The sequence below is a fragment of the Bradyrhizobium sacchari genome (genome assembly GCF_002068095.1).
GTDB lineage: Bacteria > Pseudomonadota > Alphaproteobacteria > Rhizobiales > Xanthobacteraceae > Bradyrhizobium > Bradyrhizobium sacchari.
The window spans coordinates 680,996-702,205 of the sequence record NZ_LWIG01000001.1 but is presented as its reverse complement, the minus strand read 5'-3'; the positions used below and the strand labels follow the sequence as shown (position 1 = coordinate 702,205).

At 64.9% G+C, this 21,210-nt stretch carries 18 protein-coding genes and 2 pseudogenes; 6 read left to right on the top strand and 14 right to left on the bottom strand.

Annotated features, from left to right (window positions below; genetic code table 11):
- Nucleotides 1-56: 56 nt before the first annotated feature.
- Both A5906_RS03205 and A5906_RS03200 read right to left on the bottom strand, forming a co-directional pair.
- The gene (locus tag A5906_RS03205) at nucleotides 57-800 is read right to left on the bottom strand and encodes a ParA family protein (protein WP_080133785.1); all 744 of its coding nucleotides are present in this window, start codon (nucleotides 798-800) and stop codon (nucleotides 57-59) included.
- Between the two features lie 248 nt (nucleotides 801-1,048).
- The gene (locus A5906_RS03200) at nucleotides 1,049-2,410 is read right to left on the bottom strand and encodes a serine protease (protein WP_080134048.1); all 1,362 of its coding nucleotides are present in this window, start codon (nucleotides 2,408-2,410) and stop codon (nucleotides 1,049-1,051) included.
- A gap of 232 nt (nucleotides 2,411-2,642) precedes the next feature.
- Here A5906_RS03200 and A5906_RS03195 point away from each other — a divergent pair, with 232 nt between their 5' ends.
- Nucleotides 2,643-3,446, top strand: a complete 804-nt coding sequence (locus A5906_RS03195) for a HesA/MoeB/ThiF family protein (RefSeq protein WP_080133784.1) — start codon at nucleotides 2,643-2,645, stop codon at nucleotides 3,444-3,446.
- A 12-nt stretch (nucleotides 3,447-3,458) separates the two neighbouring features.
- Here A5906_RS03195 and A5906_RS43745 read toward each other — a convergent pair.
- Nucleotides 3,459-3,955, bottom strand: a pseudogene (locus A5906_RS43745) (NAD(P)-dependent oxidoreductase); the annotation flags it as partial.
- A gap of 1 nt (nucleotide 3,956) precedes the next feature.
- Nucleotides 3,957-4,457, bottom strand: a 501-nt coding sequence (locus tag A5906_RS43740; protein ID WP_283807655.1) for an NAD(P)-dependent oxidoreductase, incomplete at its 3' end; no start/stop codon positions are given.
- 327 nt (nucleotides 4,458-4,784) lie between these two features.
- On the opposite strand from A5906_RS43740, the gene A5906_RS03185 reads away from it, so the two are divergent.
- Nucleotides 4,785-5,315 carry an SH3 domain-containing protein gene (locus tag A5906_RS03185; RefSeq protein ID WP_080133782.1) on the top strand — a complete coding sequence of 177 codons (531 nt, stop codon included), beginning with the start codon at nucleotides 4,785-4,787 and terminating at the stop codon, nucleotides 5,313-5,315.
- A gap of 176 nt (nucleotides 5,316-5,491) precedes the next feature.
- Here A5906_RS03185 and irrA read toward each other — a convergent pair whose 3' ends face one another.
- Nucleotides 5,492-5,983 (bottom strand): iron response transcriptional regulator IrrA, encoded by a 492-nt coding sequence (gene irrA / locus A5906_RS03180; protein WP_080133781.1) that lies wholly within the window; start codon nucleotides 5,981-5,983, stop codon nucleotides 5,492-5,494.
- Between the two features lie 351 nt (nucleotides 5,984-6,334).
- Here irrA and fabA point away from each other — a divergent pair, with 351 nt between their 5' ends.
- From fabA to fabI, 3 genes are all read left to right on the top strand, one after another.
- Entirely contained in the window at nucleotides 6,335-6,856 is a 522-nt protein-coding gene (gene fabA, locus A5906_RS03175; RefSeq protein WP_080133780.1) for a bifunctional 3-hydroxydecanoyl-ACP dehydratase/trans-2-decenoyl-ACP isomerase, read from the top strand.
- A 41-nt stretch (nucleotides 6,857-6,897) separates the two neighbouring features.
- A complete protein-coding gene (gene fabB, locus A5906_RS03170) occupies nucleotides 6,898-8,121 on the top strand; it encodes a beta-ketoacyl-ACP synthase I (protein ID WP_080133779.1) in 1,224 nt (407 codons plus the stop codon).
- 101 nt (nucleotides 8,122-8,222) lie between these two features.
- Nucleotides 8,223-9,023 carry an enoyl-ACP reductase FabI gene (gene fabI, locus A5906_RS03165; protein WP_080133778.1) on the top strand — a complete coding sequence of 267 codons (801 nt, stop codon included), beginning with the start codon at nucleotides 8,223-8,225 and terminating at the stop codon, nucleotides 9,021-9,023.
- On the opposite strand, the gene A5906_RS03160 is transcribed toward fabI, so the two are convergent.
- The 3 genes from A5906_RS03160 to A5906_RS03150 form a co-directional block, all read right to left on the bottom strand.
- A complete protein-coding gene (locus A5906_RS03160; protein WP_080133777.1) occupies nucleotides 9,020-9,616 on the bottom strand; it encodes a glutathione S-transferase family protein in 597 nt (198 codons plus the stop codon). The genes fabI and A5906_RS03160 overlap by 4 nt on opposite strands.
- 159 nt (nucleotides 9,617-9,775) lie before the next feature.
- Entirely contained in the window at nucleotides 9,776-10,228 is a 453-nt protein-coding gene (locus A5906_RS03155; RefSeq protein ID WP_080133776.1) for a GNAT family N-acetyltransferase, read from the bottom strand.
- 6 nt (nucleotides 10,229-10,234) lie between these two features.
- Complete coding sequence (locus tag A5906_RS03150; RefSeq protein ID WP_080133775.1) at nucleotides 10,235-11,161, bottom strand: hydrogen peroxide-inducible genes activator; 927 nt, start codon at nucleotides 11,159-11,161, stop codon at nucleotides 10,235-10,237.
- A 113-nt stretch (nucleotides 11,162-11,274) separates the two neighbouring features.
- Between A5906_RS03150 and katG the strand changes: the two genes are divergently transcribed.
- Complete coding sequence (katG, locus tag A5906_RS03145; protein WP_080133774.1) at nucleotides 11,275-13,440, top strand: catalase/peroxidase HPI; 2,166 nt, start codon at nucleotides 11,275-11,277, stop codon at nucleotides 13,438-13,440.
- Between the two features lie 125 nt (nucleotides 13,441-13,565).
- On the opposite strand, the gene pnp is transcribed toward katG, so the two are convergent.
- From pnp to A5906_RS43735, 6 genes and pseudogenes are all read right to left on the bottom strand, one after another.
- On the bottom strand, nucleotides 13,566-15,728 hold the full coding sequence (gene pnp, locus A5906_RS03140; protein WP_080133773.1) for a polyribonucleotide nucleotidyltransferase: 2,163 nt from the start codon (nucleotides 15,726-15,728) through the stop codon (nucleotides 13,566-13,568).
- A gap of 374 nt (nucleotides 15,729-16,102) precedes the next feature.
- Complete coding sequence (gene rpsO, locus A5906_RS03135) at nucleotides 16,103-16,372, bottom strand: 30S ribosomal protein S15 (RefSeq protein ID WP_008540131.1); 270 nt, start codon at nucleotides 16,370-16,372, stop codon at nucleotides 16,103-16,105.
- A gap of 2 nt (nucleotides 16,373-16,374) precedes the next feature.
- On the bottom strand, nucleotides 16,375-17,493 hold the full coding sequence (gene truB, locus A5906_RS03130) for a tRNA pseudouridine(55) synthase TruB (RefSeq protein WP_080133772.1): 1,119 nt from the start codon (nucleotides 17,491-17,493) through the stop codon (nucleotides 16,375-16,377).
- Nucleotides 17,490-17,933 carry a 30S ribosome-binding factor RbfA gene (gene rbfA / locus A5906_RS03125; RefSeq protein ID WP_080133771.1) on the bottom strand — a complete coding sequence of 148 codons (444 nt, stop codon included), beginning with the start codon at nucleotides 17,931-17,933 and terminating at the stop codon, nucleotides 17,490-17,492. The genes truB and rbfA overlap by 4 nt, the downstream gene beginning before the upstream one ends.
- Before the next feature lie 155 nt (nucleotides 17,934-18,088).
- Complete coding sequence (gene infB / locus A5906_RS03120) at nucleotides 18,089-20,797, bottom strand: translation initiation factor IF-2 (protein ID WP_080133770.1); 2,709 nt, start codon at nucleotides 20,795-20,797, stop codon at nucleotides 18,089-18,091.
- Between the two features lie 70 nt (nucleotides 20,798-20,867).
- A pseudogene (locus tag A5906_RS43735) lies at nucleotides 20,868-21,210 on the bottom strand (DNA-binding protein); the annotation flags it as partial.

Below are 21,210 nucleotides of genomic sequence, written 5' to 3'. Positions count from 1 at the left end.
GTCGCTGGGGCCCTTCCGGATGGTGAAGGACCTGCTGTCGTTAAGCGATCGCCCGCTCAGCACGCCAGTGTCGTGGTCTCGTCCGCCGCAAGCTCGGTGGCGACGTGCAGCATGCCGTCTGCAGCCGAGATGACCTGGTCGATCAGGACATTGGTCGTGGCTTTGAGCTCGAGCCGGGTCTCGATCCAGCGCCAGAGGCCGCGGATTTCGGCGGCCGACTTGCCGTGCGGCGCGAATTCGCTGACCGCGAGGCCGCTGGCGAGCGAGTCCTGGTGGTCGTTACGCATCACGATCAGGGGACGTGCGAGCACGTCCGCGAGGTCGAGCGCGGCTTCCTCGGCGAGGGTGTTGGCGGCGTTGTCGATACGCTGGCCGCGGATCGGGGTCTGGTTCAGCACGAAGCTGTAGGGACGCCTCCAGGCGCGCGCGACGCTCAGCGTCGAGGCGGTGGCCTCGATGTCGGCGACGCTTGGGCGGGCCGGGATCAGGCAGAGATCGGAATGACGGATCGCGGCGGTGGTGGCGGCGGAAAGGCCGGCTGCGGTGTCGACGATCGCAAGCTGGAGGCCGCTGTCAGCGAGCATCTTCAGGCGCGGCCCGATATCGGCGGCGTGATAGATCGGCTCGACCACGAGATCCTCGGTGGTGCGGCGGCGCTGCCAGTTGGACAGGGTGCCCTGCGGGTCGGTCTCGATCAGGCGGACGGTGAAGCCGGCCTGCTTGGCCGCCAGCGCGAGGCCGATGGCAAGCGTGCTCTTGCCACTGCCGCCCTTTTGGGTGGCCAGTACGATCGTATGCATTTGAAGATCAATCCTTTGGAGTGCTGGGTCTTAGGGAAACGCCACGCGAACGTGCATCGCTTCTCGATGCTGAGCTCTTCTCGCTCAGGACGTGCCCTGCCCGATCCAAAGGGGATCGCGGATGTCCGAATCAACGGTAACGATGATGGCCGAATCGGGAATGCCAGCTAATCCGTACCAATACTGAACCCGTAGTCGTACGTGCGATGTGTGCCGATCGACACGAGAGATTGTGATTGTCGCCCGGTTTACTTCCGCACGCAGATGACACGCACGACGGCGGCTTTCGCATCGGCCGATGTGCCGTTCGCGGTCACGCCATTTGCTTTCAGGAAATCGCGCGCCGTCTCCGCCGAGACCATCACCGCCTGCGATGCCGGCACTGCTGTCGCGGGCCCCGCGACTATCGCCGGCTTCAGCAGTGCGACGCCGGCGAACTTGCCGTCGGCGTCGATGGCCGGGCCACCGGAGAATCCGACCGCCGGCGGCGGAGCCAGTGCGGAATCGCTCGATGTGACCGGCGCCAGCGCGCCCTTGACGCTCGACACGCCGGCCCCGCCGCCCTGGCTCTGGGGATCCGCGATACCGACGACATCGACACTCGTCTTCGCTGCGCCACTGGCGAGGCTGAGCGGCTTCAGGCCCCGCGCACCGTAGATGTGCAGCAGCGCGAGATCGTGCTCCCTGTCCTCGGCGAGCCGGTCGGCGCTGCCGAAGCCTGCGATGGTGATCGCAAGGCAGCTATCGGTGACGAGGCGGTCGGCCAGAATCGCGCCGTCCTCGCTGACGACGAGGCCGGTGCCGTATTCGACATTCTTGCGCGGCGGCGGTCCGGCCACCGGGGTGGACGGAAACGCATTGAACGCGCTCGACATCGCGATCACGACCGGCTCGACCGTATTCTCCATCGCCTGGTCGTAGAGGATCGTCATGACGCGGACCTCGTCGCCCTTGAAGGTGCCGCGCACGTAGAATTTCTTCAGACCTTGCAAACCCGACAGCACGAAGAAGTCGGGCTTCACCACGGTGTAGTCGACCTTGCGGCCGGTGGGCTCCTTCTTCTCGGCGTCCGCGAGTTTTGCGGTGCTCGGGTTCGCTTCCTTGCGGCGGCTGAGCAGCACCTGCACTGTCCCGGTCGGTGAGGTCCATTTCGAGCCGTTGGCGTCGGTCGCCTGCTGCGGCACCAGCTTTGAGGGAATGCCGAGCCGCGCGCCGCTGGTCATCTCGGTCACGATCTTCCAGCCGACGCCGTCCTGCTTCCGCCGTGCGGTCTCGGCAAGCGCGGCGCGCTCCTGCGGGTTGAGCACGCCGGTGGGCTTGCCGCCCTTTTTCTTCTGGTACTCCTTGATCGCGTTGACCATGCGCTCGCTGACGTCGCCGGTGATGGCGCCGTTATATTCGCCGACCCAGGCGAGGTCGGACTGCAGCGACAGGCGCTCGGCCTGCGCCATGGCATCGGCGGTTTCCGACGCCGTCTGGACTGCCGGCGGGCGGACCGGGACGGTCTGGACCGGCTTCGGCCTGGTGCCGGGGACCTGCGGCGCCGTCATCTGGGCGTTGGCGCCTGTGGCGGCCGCCAACATCAGTGTTGCCGCAAGCATCGATCTCATGACAAATCCAGCCAGCCCATTGAACGCAATGCCATTCAAGCACATCTCGTTGGTCGCGAACAATGTTGCGGTGGTTCAGGTGGCGAAGAGGCCAGGACCGCAGGCTCCCATCCCGAGGAGCGGCCGAAGGCGCCTCTCGAAGGATGGCTGCAGGCGAGATCGGGGCCTTCATGGTTCGAGACGCGCGTTCCGCGCTCCTCACCATGAGGGTTTGAGAGAACGAAGGACGACGATGCTGAGCCCGGACGAACTCGAACGCTATGCCCGCCATATCGTGCTGCGCGATGTCGGCGGCCCGGGGCAGGCCGCGCTGAAGAAGGCCTCCGTGCTGGTGATCGGCGCCGGCGGTCTCGGTGCGCCCGCCCTGATGTATCTGGCCGCGGCCGGCGTCGGCACGCTCGGCGTGGTCGATGACGACGTGGTGTCGCTGTCCAATCTGCAGCGCCAGGTGATCCACACCACGCCAGATATCGGCCGGCACAAGGTCGAGAGCGCCGCCGAGCGCATCGCCGCGCTCAATCCGCATGTCCGCTTCGTCGGCCACGCCACCTGGCTCAACGCCGACAACGCGCTCGACCTGATCGGCGATTACGATCTCGTGCTCGACGGCTCCGACAATTTTTCGACGCGCTATCTCGTCTCCGACGCCTGCTTCTTCGCGAAGCGACCGCTGATCACGGCGGCGCTCGGTACATTCGACGGCTCGCTCACCACCATCCGCGGGCATGAGAGGAACGAGCAGGGCGAATTCAACCCGACCTATCGCTGCCTGTTTCCGGAGGCGCCGCCGCCCGGAACGGTGCCGGCCTGTGCGGAAGCCGGCGTCATGGGCGCGCTCGCCGGCGTGCTCGGCTCGATGATGGCGCTGGAAGCGATCCGCGAGATCGTCGGTTTCGGCGACGGCCTGGTCGGCCGCCTGCTGATGATCGATGCGCGCGCGATGCGCTTCGAGACGCTGCGCTATGGGCGCGATCCCGCCAATCCGCTCAACGGCGACGGGCCTGTGTTCGAGGATCTAAGCGCGCACCGCGAGTAGCGCGCGGCCCCTCTACAGCATGCTCGGCAGCACGCGATCCGGCGGCTTGTGGGCGTCGAGGAAGGTGCGGATGTTGATGATCACCTTCTCGCCCATCTCGACGCGGCCCTCGATCGTGGCCGAGCCCATATGCGGCAGCAGCGTCACCTTGCCCGCCTTGGCGAGCCGCACCAGTTTTGGATTCACCGCGGGCTCGTGCTCGTAGACGTCGAGGCCGGCGCCGCCGATCTCGCCGCCTTCGATCAGCTTGATCAGCGTGTCCTCGTCGGTGACCTCGCCGCGCGCGGTGTTGACGATATAGGCGTCCTTGCGGATCAGCTTCAGCCGCCGCGCCGACAGTAGGTGATAGGTCGCCGGCGTATGCGGACAGTTCACCGAGATGATGTCCATCCGCGCCAGCATCTGGTCGAGGCTTTCCCAATAGGTCGCGCCAAGCTCCTCGGCGATCTTGGGGGCGACGGGACGGCGGTTGTGATAGTGGATCTGCAGGCCGAAGGCGCGGGCGCGCCNCACCGCCTGGCCGATGCGGCCCATGCCGATGATGCCGAGGCGTTTTCCCCCGATGCGGTGGCCGAGCATCCAGGTCGGCGACCAGCCCGGCCAGGGTTTTCCGTCGGTCAGGATCGAGGCGCCTTCGATCATCCGGCGCGGCACGGCCAGGATCAGCGCCATGGTCATGTCGGCGGTGTCCTCGGTCAGGACTTTTGGCGTGTTGGTGACCGTGATGCCGCGGGCGTGTGCGGCCTCGACGTCGATATTGTCGACGCCGTTGCCGAAATTCGCGATCAGGCGCAGCTTGCAATCGGGCTGGTTCACGACATCGGCGCTGATGTGGTCGGTGACGGTCGGAACCAGCACGTCGGCGGTGCGCGCGGCTTCCGCGATCTGCTCAGGGGACATCGGGGTGTCGTCGAGATTGATCCGCGCGTCGAACAGCTCGCGCATCCGCGTCTCGATCGAATCCGGCAGCTTGCGGGTCACCACGACGAGGGGCTTTTTCTTCACCGACATGTCCTGCTCTCATGAGGCGCCGCACGCCGCCTCTGTCGCCAAAGGCCGGCCGTTCAGGCCTCATTAACCCGGTTGTTCGACACTGCCCTTGCCGTGTCGTCCCCGGCGTTTCCTTCAAGCTCTCCCGACATTTCCAGGCTGGAAAATCGGGGCAAACTGGTTGTTCAAGCGTCCGTCCTCTCTAGCAGAAGGCCGGGCCAAGACAAGAACCACGGGCAAGGCTTGGCGGAACACCCGCGTGGGGCGGGTCAGGAACCGACGCGGCAGGGTTTTTGGAGTTTTGGGGTGGGGGTCCGGCGTGCCGGGTCCTCGACAGGAGGCGGGTTGATGGCGTTGGGGCGTTTTTGTTCGGTGATGGCGCTCGTTTGTACCTGGTTGAGTGCCTCGGTCGGCCCCTCGCATTCGGCGAAGGACAACACCCCGCAGACCGCCAGCGGCTTGCCCGTGCCGCGCTATGTCAGCCTCAAATCGGATCACGTCAACGTCCGGGCCGGCCCGACCAAGGACAACGACGTGGCCTGGGTCTATACCCGAGCCGGCCTGCCGGTCGAAATTACCGCCGAATTCGAGAACTGGCGCCGGGTGCGCGATTCCGAAGGCGCCGAGGGGTGGGTCTATCACTCGCTGCTGTCGGGCCGCCGCACCGCGGTGGTCACCATGAAGCACAAGGACGACCTCGCACCGATCTACGACCGCGCCGATCCCGACAGCGCGGTTGCGGCCAGGCTCCAGGCCGGTGTCGTCACGCAGGTGAAGAAGTGCTCTGCTAACTGGTGTCGCGTCATCGGCAACGGCTTTGACGGCTGGATCCAGCAGGAACGCCTCTGGGGCGTCTATTCGGACGAGCAGGTGAATTAACCCGAAGGATCATCCCGGGGCGATGCGTTAGCATCGAACCCGGGATCTCGAGATTCGCCGGTGCGCAATTGCGCACCTGAGGTCTGGTCCTTCGGACCATCCCGGAATGACGGTGCAAACGACAATGGCCGAGACGAACCCGGCCATGACGATCCAATCAGCGATGTAGATCGATCTCAGCGCTTCTTGCGCAGGCGCACGACCATGTCGATGCGGGAGATCTCGTAACCCTCGGGCACCTCCGGCATCTTGGACAGCGCCAGATGCGGATCCTCGATGTCGACCAGCTCATGGCTGTTCTCGAGGTAGTAGTGGTGGTGGGTGGTGACGTTGGTATCGAAATAGGTCTTGGTGCCGTCGACGCTGACCTGGCGGAGCAGGCCGGCATCGGTGAGCTGGTTCAGGGTGTTGTAGACGGTCGCCAGCGACACCGGGACCTTGGCGAGCGTCGCTTCCTCGTACAGCATTTCAGCCGTGAGGTGGCGCGCACCCTTGCCGAACAGGAGCCAGCCGAGCGCCATCCGCTGGCGCGTCGGACGCAGCCCGGCGGACTGGAGCATTTCGTTAACGTCGTGCCAAGGGCAGCCGGTCAGGGCCGGCTGGCGGCCGGACAGGAGGGCCGCGGCTTGGACGTCATCGTCGTGATGGGGCGCGGTATTCTCGCTCATTTCCAGATTTCGGGCACGCGTGAACAATATCTCTTTGCAATATAAGAACAGAAAGATGCAGATGCAAGTTTCTCGCAACTAGAGAGGTTCTAATCAGCTCTGGAACCGGGCGAGGGACCCGTCATTTTACCTTCATGAGAGCGCTTTGCCACTGAAATAGCCTGTGTTAGAGAGCCCGCGGTTCCGCTTAGCCGATTTTGGCGCAACGGGCATGGAAGCCCGGTCCGCCGTTCATCCGGGGCTTGCGGGAGCTGCGCCTGACGACGGCCATTGGCGTTGCTCTTCGACCGAGACGGGGCCCATTTTCGCCAAAGAACGCCGCTCAACCGGAATTTGAACAGAGGCTCGTGCATGCTGAACAGGCGCAACGGTTACGAATACGAGGATTTGCTGGCATGCGCGCGCGGCGAGATGTTCGGCCCGGGCAATGCCCAGCTGCCGCTGCCGCCGATGCTGATGTTCGACCGCATCACGGAAATCAACGACAACGGCGGCGAGTTCGGCAAGGGACTGGTGCGCGCCGAGCTCGATGTGAAGCCTGACCTCTGGTTCTTCGGCTGCCACTTCAAGAACGACCCCGTCATGCCCGGCTGCCTCGGTCTCGATGCGCTGTGGCAAATGGTCGGCTTTTATCTGGGCTGGATCGGCGGCGAAGGTCGCGGTCGCGCGCTCGGCCTCAACGAGCTGAAGTTCAGCGGCCAGGTGCTGCCCGAGGCCCGCAAGGTTGTGTACAACGTCGACATGAAGCGCGTGATGCGCTCAAAGCTCGTGCTCGGTATCGCCGACGGGTGGCTTTCGGTCGATGACCAGATTATCTATCGCGCCAAGGATCTGAAGGTCGGCCTGTTCAAGCAGGGCACGAGCCTGGGCTGAGGCGCATCACCAAGAAAGACAACGATTTAGGCGAGGCTGTCATGAGGCGGGTTGTGGTCACCGGAATGGGCATCGTTTCGTCCATCGGAAACAACACCCAGGAAGTGCTTGCGAGCCTTCACGAGGCGAAGTCGGGCATTTCGCGGGCTGAGAAATATGCCGAGCTCGGCTTCCGTTCGCAGGTGCAAGGTGAGCCGACGCTCGATCCGTCCACGGTGGTCGACCGCCGAGCGATGCGTTTCCTCGGTCAGGGCGCGGCGTGGAATCACGTCGCGATGGAGCAGGCGATCCAGGATTCCGGCCTGTCGGCTGACGAAGTCTCCAACATCCGCACCGGCATCATCATGGGCTCCGGCGGTCCGTCCGCCCGCACCATCGTCGAATCCGCCGACATCACCCGCACCAAGGGACCGAAGCGCGTCGGACCGTTTGCAGTGCCGAAGGCGATGTCGTCGACGGCCTCCGCGACGCTCGCGACCTGGTTCAAGATCAAGGGCGTGAACTATTCGATCTCCTCGGCCTGCGCGACGTCGAACCACTGCGTCGGCAACGCCTATGAGACGATCCAGATCGGCAAGCAGGACGTCATCTTCGCGGGCGGCTGCGAGGAGCTGGACTGGTCGCTGTCGGTGCTGTTCGACGCCATGGGCGCGATGTCCTCGAAATACAACGACACCCCCGCCACCGCCTCGCGCCCCTACGACGTCAATCGCGACGGCTTCGTCATCGCCGGCGGCGCCGGCGTGCTGGTGCTGGAAGAGCTCGAGCATGCCAAGGCGCGCGGCGCGCGCATCTATGGCGAGATCGTCGGCTATGGCGCGACCTCGGACGGCCACGACATGGTCGCGCCGTCGGGCGAGGGCGCCGAGCGCTGCATGCGCATGGCGATGTCCACGGTGAAGACCAAGGTCGACTACATCAATCCGCACGCGACCTCGACGCCGGCCGGCGATCCGCCGGAGATCGAGGCGATCCGAAGAGTGTTCGGCGTCGGCGAGAAGTGCCCCCCGATCTCGGCGACCAAGGCGCTGACCGGCCATTCGCTGGGCGCGACCGGCGTGCAAGAGGCGATCTACTCGCTGCTGATGATGAACAACGGCTTCATCTGCGAGAGCGCGCACATCCAGGAGCTCGATCCTGTGTTCGCCGACATGCCGATCGTGCGCAAGCGCATCGACAACGTCAAAATCGGCACCGTCCTGTCGAACTCCTTCGGCTTCGGCGGCACCAATGCCACGCTGGTGTTCAGCCGGCTGGATGTGTGAGCCCCACACCGCGGCTTCTCGGCCTGTAATTGCTGTCTCTTGAATACTGGATCGCCGGCATGCGCGGGCGATGACGTGGGAATGATAGGAGCCGCAAGGCAATGGAAGGTTTGATGAAAGGCAAGCGCGGTCTGATCATGGGCATCGCCAATGATCATTCGATCGCCTGGGGCATGGCGAAGACGCTGCATGCCCACGGCGCCGAGCTCGCCTTCACCTTCCAGGGCGAGGCTCTCGGCAAGCGCGTCAAGCCGCTGGCGGAGCAGCTCGGCGTCGATCTGGTGCTGCCTTGCGACGTCGAGGACATTTCCAGCGTCGATGCCACCTTCGCCGTGCTCCGCGAAAAGTGGGGCAAGCTCGACTTCGTGATCCACGCCATCGGCTTTGCCGACAAGAACGAGCTGAAGGGCCGCTACGCCGACACCAGCCGCGAGAATTTTTCGCGCACCATGGTGATTTCCTGTTTCTCGTTCACGGAAGTCGCAAAGCGTGCCGCCGAGCTGATGACGGAAGGCGGCAGCATGATCACGCTGACCTTCGGCGCCTCGGAACGCGCGATGCCGAACTACAACGTGATGGGCGTCGCCAAGGCCGCGCTGGAAGCCTCGGTGCGCTACCTCGCCTCGGATTTCGGACCGCGCGGCATCCGCGTCAATGCAATCTCCGCCGGTCCCATCCGCACGCTCGCCGGCTCCGGCATCGGCGAGGCGCGGGCAATGTTCGCCTTCATGCAGAAGCATTCGCCGCTTCGCCGCGGCGTCACGCTCGACGAGCTCGGCGGCTCGGCGCTGTATCTGCTGTCGGATCTCTCCGGCGGCGTGACCGGCGAGATTCATTACGTCGATTCCGGCTACAATATCGTCCTGATGCCGAGGCCGGACGATTTGAAATCGCCAGACTAGCCCGCCGCGATCTTCTCGGCGCGCTGGAACGCCGGCCGCGCCATGCAGCGCGCGAGGTAGGCATCGAAGGCCGGGCGCGACGGCACCATCTTGAACAGGCGCACGGCAAAATTCAGGCCCGAGCCGATCGTGACGTCGGCGGCGGAAAATTTTTCGCCGAGAATCCACGGTCCCTTTGCAAGCGCGGCTTCCAGCACGTCAAACACCTGCGTCGCGCTGCCCCAGGCTGCGGTCGAGGTCGGGATCTCGATCTTGGTAAAAATCTGGATGATGGCGGGCTCGATGCAGCCGGGCGAGAAGAACAGCCACTGCAAATAGCGCGCGCGCTGCGGATCGGTCACGGCAGGCGCGAGCTTCGTCTCCGGATAGCGGTCGGCGATATAGGCGCAGATCGCTGCAGCCTCGCCGAGCGCGGCATCGCCGTCGGTCAGCGCCGGCACCTTGCCCATCGGATTGATCTTGAGATAGTCCGGCGCCTTCTGCGCGCCGGTCGAGATGTCGGTCAGCACGCGCTCATAGGGCAGCCCGCTCTCCTCCATCAGCCAGAGCGTCGTGAACGAGCGCGAACGGGGCGACCAATAGAGCTTGATCATGGCGCGGGACCTTTCATTGGCACGAGGCATGGCAAGGCCGCATTCATTGCCTGTCCGCCGCGGATTCGCAATGTAAGAGCCGATAGGCGCACGGATGCTCTGCCGACAACATCCAGGTCGATTGGCTCAAGGCGGCAAGTAGCTTGGTCCTCTCCTCTCCTATGGCCGTTTCCACCGATAGCACTTCATCATGAAGCCGGTTGCCGTCGCGACCTCCTCCTTCTCGAACACAAAACCTTCGCGCTCATACCAGCGCCAGGCTTTTTCGTTCTCGCGTACACAACGCAGGTAGATCTCATCAGGCATTTGCGTGCGGGCGAAGGCGAGCAATTGCCGGCCGAGCGATTGGCCCTGGTAACCAGGCGTGACAAAGAGCTGGTCGAGATAGAGGTTTGGCAGATGCAGGGCCAGCATCGCGGCGATGGTGCCATTGTCGTCGGCGACGAATAGGGTCCAGCCGTCCTCGATCTCGCGCCTGACACGCGCGCGCAGGTTCGCGAGCAGGAAGTTGCTGGCTTCGGCAAGCCCGGTCGAAACCCAACTCTCCATCCACACGCGACCGACCTCGTCATACTCGTCGGCGCGTGCGAGACGGATGATAGGTTTCGGCATCTGAGCCTAAGCCCGGTGGCTGCGCACGGTCTGCCGTGCACGCACCTTGCCGGCCGACAGGCACACCACCTCGGAAATCTGCAGCAGCTGCCGGGCCAGCGGGCTGGTCTTGCGCCAGACCATGCCGATGGTGCGTGAGGGCTGCGGGTCGCGAAAGCGCGTCAGCGAGACCGAGGCCGATCGCGTCTCCACCGGCACCGCCATCTCCGGAATCAACGTCACGCCGATGCCGGCGCTGACCATCTGCACCAGCGTCGACAGCGAGTTGGCGTCCAGCATCTCGCGCGGCGGCGCGGACTGCATGTTGCAGAACGACAGCGCCTGATCGCGGAAACAGTGTCCCTCCTCGAGCAGCAACAGCCGCATCTCCCGCATCATCTCCCGCGACGGTGCCGGCGTTCCCTCATCTGCGCCCGGCCGGACCAGCAGGAATTTCTCCTCGAACAGGGCGACCTCGGTGAGCGAGGGCTCCGACACCGGCAGCGCGACGATGGCAGTGTCGAGCCGGCCCTCCACCAGCTCCTGGATCAGCCGCGGCGTCATCGTCTCGCGCACACGGATGTCGAGCTCCGGATGCATGCGGGTGAGGTTCTTGGTGATCTTGGGCAGCAGATACGGCGCGATGGTCGGGATCATGCCGATGCGCAGGCGGCCAGCGAAGCGGTCCCGTGAGGCGCGAGCGAAATCGCCGAGCTCGTCAACCGAGCGCAGGATCTCACGGACGCGCTGGGCAAGCTCCTCGCCGAACCGGGTCAGCGTGACCTGCCGCGCGCTGCGCTCCAGCAACAGGCCGCCGAGCGTCTCCTCCATCTCCTTGATCTGCATCGACAGGGCCGGTTGCGAGATCGAACAGGATTCCGCCGCACGGCCGAAATGACCGTGGCGCGCCAGCGCATCGAAATACCGGAGCTGGCGCAGCGTCAGGTTTATCATAAGAAAATCCTATCGCAGCGATCACTAAAGTCAACTTCCCCTGATCGGAGGCGCCGCTTAGAGTGCTTCCACCTGGTCAAAGGCGCCGTCGGACGCCACCAGAGGAGGTAATCATGGATGACACTTCGAAGTGCCCGTTTTCGGGCGGAAAACCCACGCGCGTGAACCGCGACTGGTGGCCAACCCAGCTCAGCATCGAGATGCTGCACAAGAATTCCGATCTGTCCGATCCGATGGGCGAGGAGTTCGATTACGCCAAGGAATTCAAGTCGCTCGACCTGAACGCGGTCATCAAGGACCTGACCGCGCTGATGACGGATTCGCAGGAATGGTGGCCGGCGGACTTCGGTCACTATGGCGGCCTGATGATCCGCATGGCCTGGCACAGCGCGGGTACCTACCGCATCACCGACGGGCGCGGTGGCGCCGGCGCCGGTCAGCAGCGCTTTGCGCCGCTGAACAGCTGGCCCGACAACGCCAACCTGGACAAGGCGCGCCGCCTGCTCTGGCCGATCAAGCAGAAATACGGCCGCAAGATCTCCTGGGCCGATCTGATGGTGCTCGCCGGCAACGTCGCGCTGGAATCGATGGGCTTCAAGACCTTCGGATTCGCCGGCGGCCGCGCCGACGTGTGGGAGCCGGAAGAGCTTTATTGGGGGCCGGAAGGCACCTGGCTTGGCGATGAGCGCTATAGCGGCGAACGCCAGCTCGCCGAGCCGCTCGGCGCCGTGCAGATGGGCCTGATCTACGTCAACCCGGAAGGCCCGAACGGCAAGCCGGACCCGGTTGCCGCGGCCAAGGACATTCGCGAGACCTTCGCCCGCATGGCGATGAACGACGAAGAGACCGTGGCGCTGATCGCCGGCGGCCACACCTTCGGCAAGACCCATGGCGCGGGTGATCCCTCGCTGGTCGGACCGGAGCCGGAAGCCGGCGCACTGGAGGATCAGGGTCTCGGCTGGAAGAGCAAGCACGCTTCGGGTCTCGCGGGTGATTCCATCACCAGCGGTCTCGAGGTGACCTGGACGACCACGCCGACGAAGTGGAGCAACAACTTCTTCGAGAACCTGTTCAAGTACGAATGGGAGCTGACGAAGAGCCCCGGCGGTGCGAACCAGTGGACGGCGAAGGGCGCCGAGGCGATCATCCCCGACGCCTTCGACAAATCCAAGAAGCATCGGCCGACCATGCTGACGACCGACCTGTCGCTGCGCATGGATCCGGCCTACGAGAAGATCTCGCGCCGCTTCCTCGAAAACCCCGATCAGTTTGCGGACGCCTTTGCCCGCGCCTGGTTCAAGCTGACCCATCGCGACATGGGCCCGATCCAGCGCTATCTCGGCCCGCTGGTGCCGAAGGAGCCGCTGATCTGGCAGGATCGGATTCCGGCCGTGGATCACGAGCTGGCCAACGACCAGGACATCGCTGCGCTGAAGACGAAGATCCTGGCTTCAGGCCTGTCGGTGTCCGAGCTGGTCTCGACCGCCTGGGCGTCGGCCTCGACGTTCCGCGGTTCGGATAAGCGCGGCGGCGCCAACGGGGCGCGCATCCGTCTTGCTCCGCAAAAGGATTGGGAGGTGAACCAGCCGGCTCAGCTCTCGAAGGTGCTCGGCAAGCTCGAAGCGATCCAGAAGGACTTCAATGCGTCGTCCGGCGCGAAGAAGGTCTCGCTCGCGGACCTGATCGTGCTCGGCGGCACCGCCGCGGTCGAGAAGGCCGCCAAGGATGCCGGCGTCGACGTGAAGGTCGGCTTCACGCCGGGCCGCATGGACGCCTCGCAGGAGCAGACCGACGCGGAGTCGTTCGCGCCGCTCGAGCCCCGGGCCGATGGCTTCCGCAACTACGTCGGCAAGCGTCAGCAGTTCCTGCAGCAGGAAGAAGCCCTGGTCGACCGCGCGCAGCTGCTCAAGCTCACCGGCCCCGAACTGACCGTGCTGGTCGGCGGGCTGCGTGTGCTCGGTGCCAATGCGAACGGCTCGAAGCACGGCGTCCTCACCGCCAAGGTGGGAACGCTGAGCAACGACTTCTTCGTCAACCTGCTCGACATGAGCGCGCAGTGGACGCCGGTTGCCGATGGCACCTATGAGGCACGCGACCGCAAGACCAACGCGGTGAAGTGGACCGGCACCCGCGCCGATCTCATCTTCGGCGCGCACTCGCAGCTCCGCGCCTTCGCCGAGGTCTATGCGACCTCGGACGCCAAGGAGAAGTTCGTCAAGGACTTCGCCAAGGCCTGGACCAAGGTGATGAACCTCGACCGCTACGATCTCGCGGCGTGAGCTAGCCGGATCTCGCCTCGGGCTTGGTGCAACCTCTCCCGCAAACGGGAGAGGGAGCGCTCCCCGGGCACAAACAAAAAGGGCGGCCTTTCGGCCGCCCTTCTTTTTTCGGATCGTAACGAAGCTTACTCGCCAGCCGCTTCGCGCGGGGCCTTCTCGCCCTCGGCGGCCTTGTCCTTGGCCTCGAGGTCTTCGCCAGTGGTCTGATCGACCACCTTCATCGACAGGCGGGTCTTGCCGCGGTCGTCGAAGCCGAGCAGCTTGACCTTGACCTTGTCGCCTTCCTTGACGACGTCGGAGGTCTTCTGCACGCGGCTCGCCGCGAGCTGGCTGATGTGAACGAGACCGTCCTTGGAGCCGAAGAAGTTCACGAAGGCGCCGAACTCCATCACCTTGACGACGGTGCCGTCATAGATCTGGCCGACTTCGGGCTCGGACGCGATCGACTTGATCCACTTGATCGCGGCCTTCATCGCCTCGCCGTCGGAGGAGGCGACCTTCACGGTGCCGTCGTCCTCGATGTTGACCTTGGCGCCGGTCTTCTCGACGATCTCGCGGATCACCTTGCCGCCGGTGCCGATCACTTCGCGGATCTTGTCGGTCGGGATCTTGAAGGTCTCGATGCGCGGCGCGTATTCGCCGAGCTCGGCGCGGGCGTTGGTGAGCGCCTTGGCCATCTCACCGAGAATGTGGATGCGGCCTTCCTTGGCCTGGCCGAGGGCGACCTTCATGATCTCCTCGGTGATGCCCTCGATCTTGATGTCCATCTGGAGCGAGGTGATGCCTTGCTCGGTGCCGGCGACCTTGAAGTCCATGTCGCCGAGATGATCTTCGTCACCGAGGATGTCCGAGAGCACCGCGTAGCGCTTGTCCTCGAGGATCAGGCCCATCGCGATGCCCGCGGTCGGCCGCTTCATCGGCACGCCGGCATCCATCAGCGCGAGCGAGGCGCCGCAGACCGAAGCCATCGACGATGAGCCGTTGGATTCGGTGATCTCCGAGACCACGCGCACCGTGTAGGGGAACTCGTGATGCGGCGGCAGCACCGGATGGATCGCGCGCCAGGCCAGCTTGCCGTGGCCGATCTCGCGGCGCTTGGTGCCGCCGAGGCGGCCGGTCTCGCCGACCGAGAAGGGCGGGAAGTTGTAGTGCAGCAGGAACGTTTCCTTGTACGTCCCCGACAGCGCGTCGATGTACTGCTCGTCCTCGCCGGTGCCGAGCGTGGTCACGACCATCGCCTGGGTCTCGCCGCGGGTGAACAGCGCCGAGCCGTGGGCGCGGGGCAGCACGCCGACTTCGGCGACGATGTTGCGCACGGTCTTGACGTCACGGCCGTCGATCCGCTTGCCGGTGTCGAGGATGTTCCAGCGAACGATCTTGGCTTCCAGCTCCTTGAACACGGCGGCAACGCGGAGCTTGTCGTATTTCGGCTCCTGCCCTTCGGGGAAGTAGTGGGCGATCACCTTTTCCTTGACCTTGCCGACCGCGGCGTAGCGATCCTGCTTGACCGGAATGGCGTAGGCGGCGCGCAGCTCCTGCTCGACGAGGCCCAGCATCTCCTTCTCGAGCGCGGCGTTGTCGATCACGGTGACTTCGCGCGGCTCCCTGGCGGCCTTCTCGGCGAGCTCGATGATCGCGTTGATGACCGGCTGGAAGTGGCGGTGACCGAACATCACGGCGCCGAGCATGATGTCTTCGTTCAGCTCCTTGGCTTCCGATTCCACCATCAGCACGGCGTCGGCGGTGCCAGCGACGACCAGGTCGAGCTGGGTGTCGACCATCTCGTCGAGGGTCGGGTTGAGGATGAACTCGTCATTGGCGAAGCCGACGCGCGCAGCGCCGATCGGGCCCTTGAACGGTGCGCCGGAGAGCGTCAGCGCAGCCGACGATGCCACCAGGGCGACGATATCGGGGTCGTTCTCCATGTCGTGCGACAGCACGGTGGCGATCACCTGGGTCTCGTTGCGCCAGCCGTCAACGAACAGCGGACGGATCGGACGGTCGATCAGGCGGGAGACCAGCGTCTCCTTCTCGGTCGGACGACCCTCGCGCTTGAAATAGCCGCCGGGAATGCGGCCCGCAGCGTAGGTCTTCTCCTGGTAGTCGACGGTCAGCGGCAGGAAGTCGACACCTTCGCGCGGCGCCTTCGCCGCGACGACGGTGGCGAGCACCACGGTCTCGCCATAGGTGGCGATGACGGCGCCGTCTGCCTGGCGGGCGATCTTGCCGGTTTCGAGCTTGAGGGGGCGTCCGCCCCAGTCGATCTCGACTGAATGCTTAGTGAACATAGAGGTCTTCTTTCATGGGTTCTCGAAAGAAGGGACGCTTCGAAAAACAAAAACCATGCGCAAGATTGCGGGGCGCTGATCGGAGCGGGTGATCAGCGTCCTGCGATCCTGCCATGGTTTTTGGATGTCGGATGGCGTCCATCCTTTCGGGTCATACGGGCGCCTTGCCCGTTGTGCCCAGCCGCCGGATTGCTGCTGGACTGTCAGTCGGCACGAACGCGAACACCGAACCGTGGTCTTCGGTCGTGCCCCGGATGCGAAGGATTGTTGGCTCGCACCCGACGCGCACGCAGCCTCGATCAAAAACCTTTAAGCAAATGCTTTCGTTCGAAGCCACGCGCGAAAACGCGCGCCAGTGGCGCGCGCAGGAACTGTTAACGACGAATGTTGTGCTTCTCGAGCAGCGCCTTGTACCGCGCCTCGTCCTTCTTCTTCAGATAGTCGAGGAGCGAGCGGCGGGTCGAGACCAGCTTCAAGAGGCCGCGACGCGAATGGTTGTCCTTCACGTGGGTCTTGAAATGGTTGGTGAGGTTGTTGATGCGTTCCGACAGGATCGCAACCTGAACCTCGGGCGAGCCGGTGTCGCCGGCCTTGGTGGCATTCGTCTTGATGACTTCCGCTTTGCGTTCTGCGGCAATCGACATCGTCAATTTCTCTCGTTGCGACCGGTTGAGGCAGTCAAGCCGGTCAGGTTGAACACACGCTTGGGGATGATTTCGCCATTGCCAACTTCGGCAAGCGCCAAAAGACGGCCTGCCACCGTGACATAGACTGTGCCGCTACAAGTGGGCGCATCCCGTCCGCGCAACAAAACGGCTTGGCCCCGATGGAGCCTTGCCGCATCAGCCCGAGTGACGGCCAGTGCCGGGATGTCGTCCAGCGCGGTCTCAACGGGCAAAAGCGCGTCGGCGAGGCTGCCCTCGCCGGACGCGGCTCTATCGCACAAAGCCTCCAGCTGATCCAGCGGAATCATGTCGTTTTCGCCAAATGGGCCGACCAGGGTCCGCCGGAGCGCGCAGATATGGCCGTAAGTGCCGAGAATCCGGCCCATATCGCGGGCGAGCGCCCGGACATAGGTGCCCTTGCCGCACTCGGCCTCGAATACGGCCCGGTTGTTATCTGGTTGATTTACAAGAGTTAAATGGTGAATCTCGACCGGGCGGGGGGCCAGCTCCACGACCTCGCCGTCGCGGGCGAGGTCATAGGCCCGCTCGCCCTGGACCTTGATGGCCGAATAACGCGGCGGGATCTGCTCGATCACCCCGGTGAAGCGGGGCAGGAGGGCCAGAATGGCCTCCCGGGTCGGTCGTTGGTCTGAGGTCGCGGTGACCCGGCCCTCGATGTCGTCGGTGTCGCGCTCCTCGCCCCAGCACACGGTGAACTGGTAGCGCTTGCGGCCGTCCATCACAAAGGGAACCGTCTTGGTGGCCTCTCCAAGCGCAATCGGCAGGCCGCCCGAGGCGAGCGGATCGAGCGTACCGGCGTGTCCCGCGCGCTTGGCATTGAACAGGCGCTTGAGCACCGCGACAGCCTGCGTCGAGGTCATGCCGATCGGCTTGTCGAGCACGACCCAGCCATGGACGTCGCGCCGGTCGCGACGCGGCTGGTTGCCCTTCTGCTGCTTGGCGCGCGGATCGTTGTTGACGCGGCGCGGCTCCTGATGCGGCTGAGAATTGCCGCCCATCTCCGCAAAATTATTTTTCTGCACATCGCGCTGATCGGCGTCGTTGCCGTCGATCGTGCCGTGAGCCGGGTCCATCGTCATTGCTCTTCTTCCCGATCCGAATCCGGATCCTGTTCCAGGTCGTTTTCGAGGTCCTTCTGCACCGCAGGTGTTCGCAAAAGCTTCTCGATCCGTTCCGCTTCGTCGAATCGCTCGTCGACGCGGAAGCGAATGTCAGGTGCAAATTTCAGGTTAACGCGCCGCGCGACTTCGCCGCGCAGGAATTTCTTGTTGCGCTCGAGCGCAGCGATGACGATCCCGGTGTCGCGGCCACCGAGCGGCATCACGTAGATTGTTGCGAGCTTCAGGTCGGGCGACATCCGTACCTCCGGCACGGTGATGATGTGACCCTCGAGATCAGCATCATGCACGTTGCCTTGCGCCAGAATCTCGGCCATCGCATGGCGAACCTGCTCGCCGACGCGCAACTGACGCTGCGAGCCGCCGGGCGCGGAACTCTTCTTCTGGTGGTGGCGGGGCATAGTCTGGAAATCACCTCGTCGTGCCCGCGTTTGGGACACGAGCATTGTCATTTGCCTGTTGAAACGAAGAGGCGTGGATGGCCGGAAAAAATCCGGCCATCGCACTCCCGCAATTTCAGTTCAAAAAGATCCGAACGCTTCGGTAAGATTTGGACTTACAGGGAGCGCTGGATCGTCTCCACGCGATAACACTCGATGACATCGCCTGCGCGCATGTCGTGGTAGTTCTCGAAGGCCATGCCGCACTCCTGGCCGGCCTGGACTTCCTTCACTTCGTCCTTGAAGCGCTTCAGCGTCGACAGCTTGCCTTCGTGCACGACGACGTTGTCGCGGATCAGGCGCACATTGGCGCCGCGTTCCACGGTACCGTCGGTGACGCGGCAGCCGGCGACCTTGCCGACCTTGGAGATGTTGAAGATCTCCAGGATCTCGGCATTGCCCAGCATGGTTTCGCGCAGGGTCGGCGCGAGCAGGCCGCTCATCGCCTTCTTCACGTCGTCCACGAGGTCGTAGATGATGTTGTAGTAGCGGATCTCGATGCCGTTGCGCTTGGCGGCCGCGGCAGCTTCCTTGTTGGCGCGAACGCTGAAGCCGATGATCGCGGCGTTGAAACCTTCCGCGAGCGTCACGTCGGATTCGGAGATGCCGCCGACGCCGGCATGCAGGATGCGGGCGGCGACTTCGTCGGTGCCGAGCTTCTCCAGCGAGCCGAGAATGGCTTCCAGCGAGCCCTGCACGTCGGCCTTGACGATCAGCGGGAATTCCTTGCGGCCCGCCGTCTTCAATTGCGACATCATCTGCTCGAGCGAGCCGCGCATGCCGGAGATCGAGGCCGCCGCGTTCTCGCGCTTCTGGTGCGCACGGTAGCTGGTGATCTGGCGGGCGCGGGCTTCGTTCTCGACCACGGCCAGACGATCGCCGGCTTCGGGCGGACCGTTGAAGCCGAGCACCTCGACCGGCACCGAGGGACCCGCCTCCTGCACGGTCTCGCCCTGATCCGAGATCAGCGCGCGGACGCGGCCCATTTCGGCGCCGGCGACGATGATGTCGCCGACACGGAGCGTGCCGCGCTGGACCAAGACGGTCGCGACCGGACCGCGGCCGCGGTCGAGCTTGGCCTCGATCGCGGTGCCTTCGGCCGGACGCTGCGAGTTGGTCTTCAGGTCGAGGATTTCGGCCTGCAGCGCGATCATCTCGAGCAGCTTGTCGAGATTGGTCTTGTTCTTGGCGGACACCTCGACGTCGACGACGTCGCCGCCGAAGGATTCCACCTGCACGTCGTGCTGGAGCAGCTCGGTGCGCACGCGCTCGGGCTTGGCATCCGGCTTGTCGATCTTGTTGATGGCAACGATGATCGGCACCCGCGCCGCCTTGGCGTGGTTGATGGCTTCGATCGTCTGCGGCATCACGCCGTCATCGGCGGCGACCACCAGCACGACGATGTCGGTGACCTTGGCGCCGCGGGCGCGCATCGCGGTGAACGCGGCGTGGCCGGGCGTGTCGATGAAGGTGATCTTCTTGCCGCTTTCGGGCGACACCACCTGATAAGCGCCGATGTGCTGGGTGATGCCGCCGGCTTCGCCCGAGACCACGTTGGCGTGGCGAAGCGCATCGAGCAGCGACGTCTTGCCGTGGTCGACGTGACCCATCACGGTCACGACAGGCGAGCGCGTCTCGGTGTCGGTGGAATCATCGACCGTGTCGAACAGGCCCTCTTCGACGTCCGATGCCGCAACGCGCTTGACGGTGTGGCCCAGTTCTTCGGCGATCAGCTGCGCGGTGTCGGCGTCGATCACATCGGTGATCTTGTGCATCGCGCCCTGCTTCATCAGCATGCGGATGACGTCGACCGCGCGCTCGGCCATACGGTTGGCGAGCTCCTGGATGGTGATCGCTTCCGGAATCGTGACCTCGCGGACCAGCTTTTCCTTCGGCTCGTTCGAGGCATGGCCCTTCAGGCGCTGGGTGCGGCGGCGGAACGAGGCGATCGAGCGCTCGCGCACCTCGTCGGCATTGAGCGCGGTGACGACGGTCAGGCGGCCGCGCTCCTTCTGCGGGCCGGGCTTGTGGGTGGTCTTGGGGGCCGCCGCAGGACGCGCGGCGCCGCCGGGACCGCGACGGATCTGGCGCGGAGCCTCGTCCTCGTCCGGTTCGGCCGCAACTGCGGGGCCGCGACCTGCCGGTCCACCCGGACGCTGCGCGGTCGTCGAGGCGGGACGTGCCGTCGTGGTTCCCGGGCGTGATGCCGGGGTTCCGGGGCGGGGCGTGGGGGCGCCGGGGCGCGGCGCAGGCGCGGCCGGCGCCGCGGTTGCGGGGCGCGCGGCGGAAGATGCCGGCTGCTCGCCCTCGCCAAAACGCTTCTTGGCCTCGGTCTCGGCCTTCCGCTTGGCTTCGTCCTCGTGACGGTGGCGCTCTTCCTCGGCCTTGCGGCGCGACTCGGCGGCCTCGCGCTCCGCGCGTTCGGCGGCCTCGCGCACTGCGCGGCGCTGGGCCTCTTCCTCGGCCTGGCGGCGTTCCTCGACCTCGCGCAGCTTGGCATCGGCCAGCGCGCTGGCACGGGCCGAGCGCTCGTCCTCGGTCAGGGTGCGCAGAACCACACCGGAACCGGCATTGCGGGGCGGGGGCGGCGGCGCCGGACGCGACGGAGCAGGCGCAGCCGGCGCCGGCTTTGCAGCAACCTCAGGCGCGTGCGGCTCCGGGCCGTCGCCGATGCGGCGCTTGCCGCGCTTTTCGACCACGACCTGCTTGCTGCGGCCATGGCTGAAGCTCTGGCGCACGGTACCCGTTTCGACGCGCGGCTTGAGCGATAGCGTCTTGCTCGGAACGCTCAGCTTCTTGTCGCCAGGGGTCTTGGTATCAACCATTCAGCAGTCCTAATCCTGATTTATCAGTGTTGTGCGTTGCCGCACCGTCAGATCGGTTCGTCGGTGTCTCTCAGAAATCCTGGCCGTGCTTTTCGGCAATCTTGTCATCGTCCGCCATCCGGTATCGGACCAGCATCTGGCTACGTGACAGGAATGACCTGCTCGCCGGGCCCGCGAGCAGCGCAGCATGTATCACATTTGACCGGGTCAGTGCCAAATCCAATTCTAACGATTTCAGTGCGGTGACGACGGGAATCTGCGGCCTGGCGCCGCGATTCCCGGCGTTTTGACGCGCCAGCATGTCCAATTTGCGGATTCCGTCCGCAGCCCCGTCACTGGCGTGGATCAGGACCTCGGCCGTGCCTTCCCGCAGGGCGCTTTCGACCTTGCCGAAGCCGGCCACGACCTGCCCC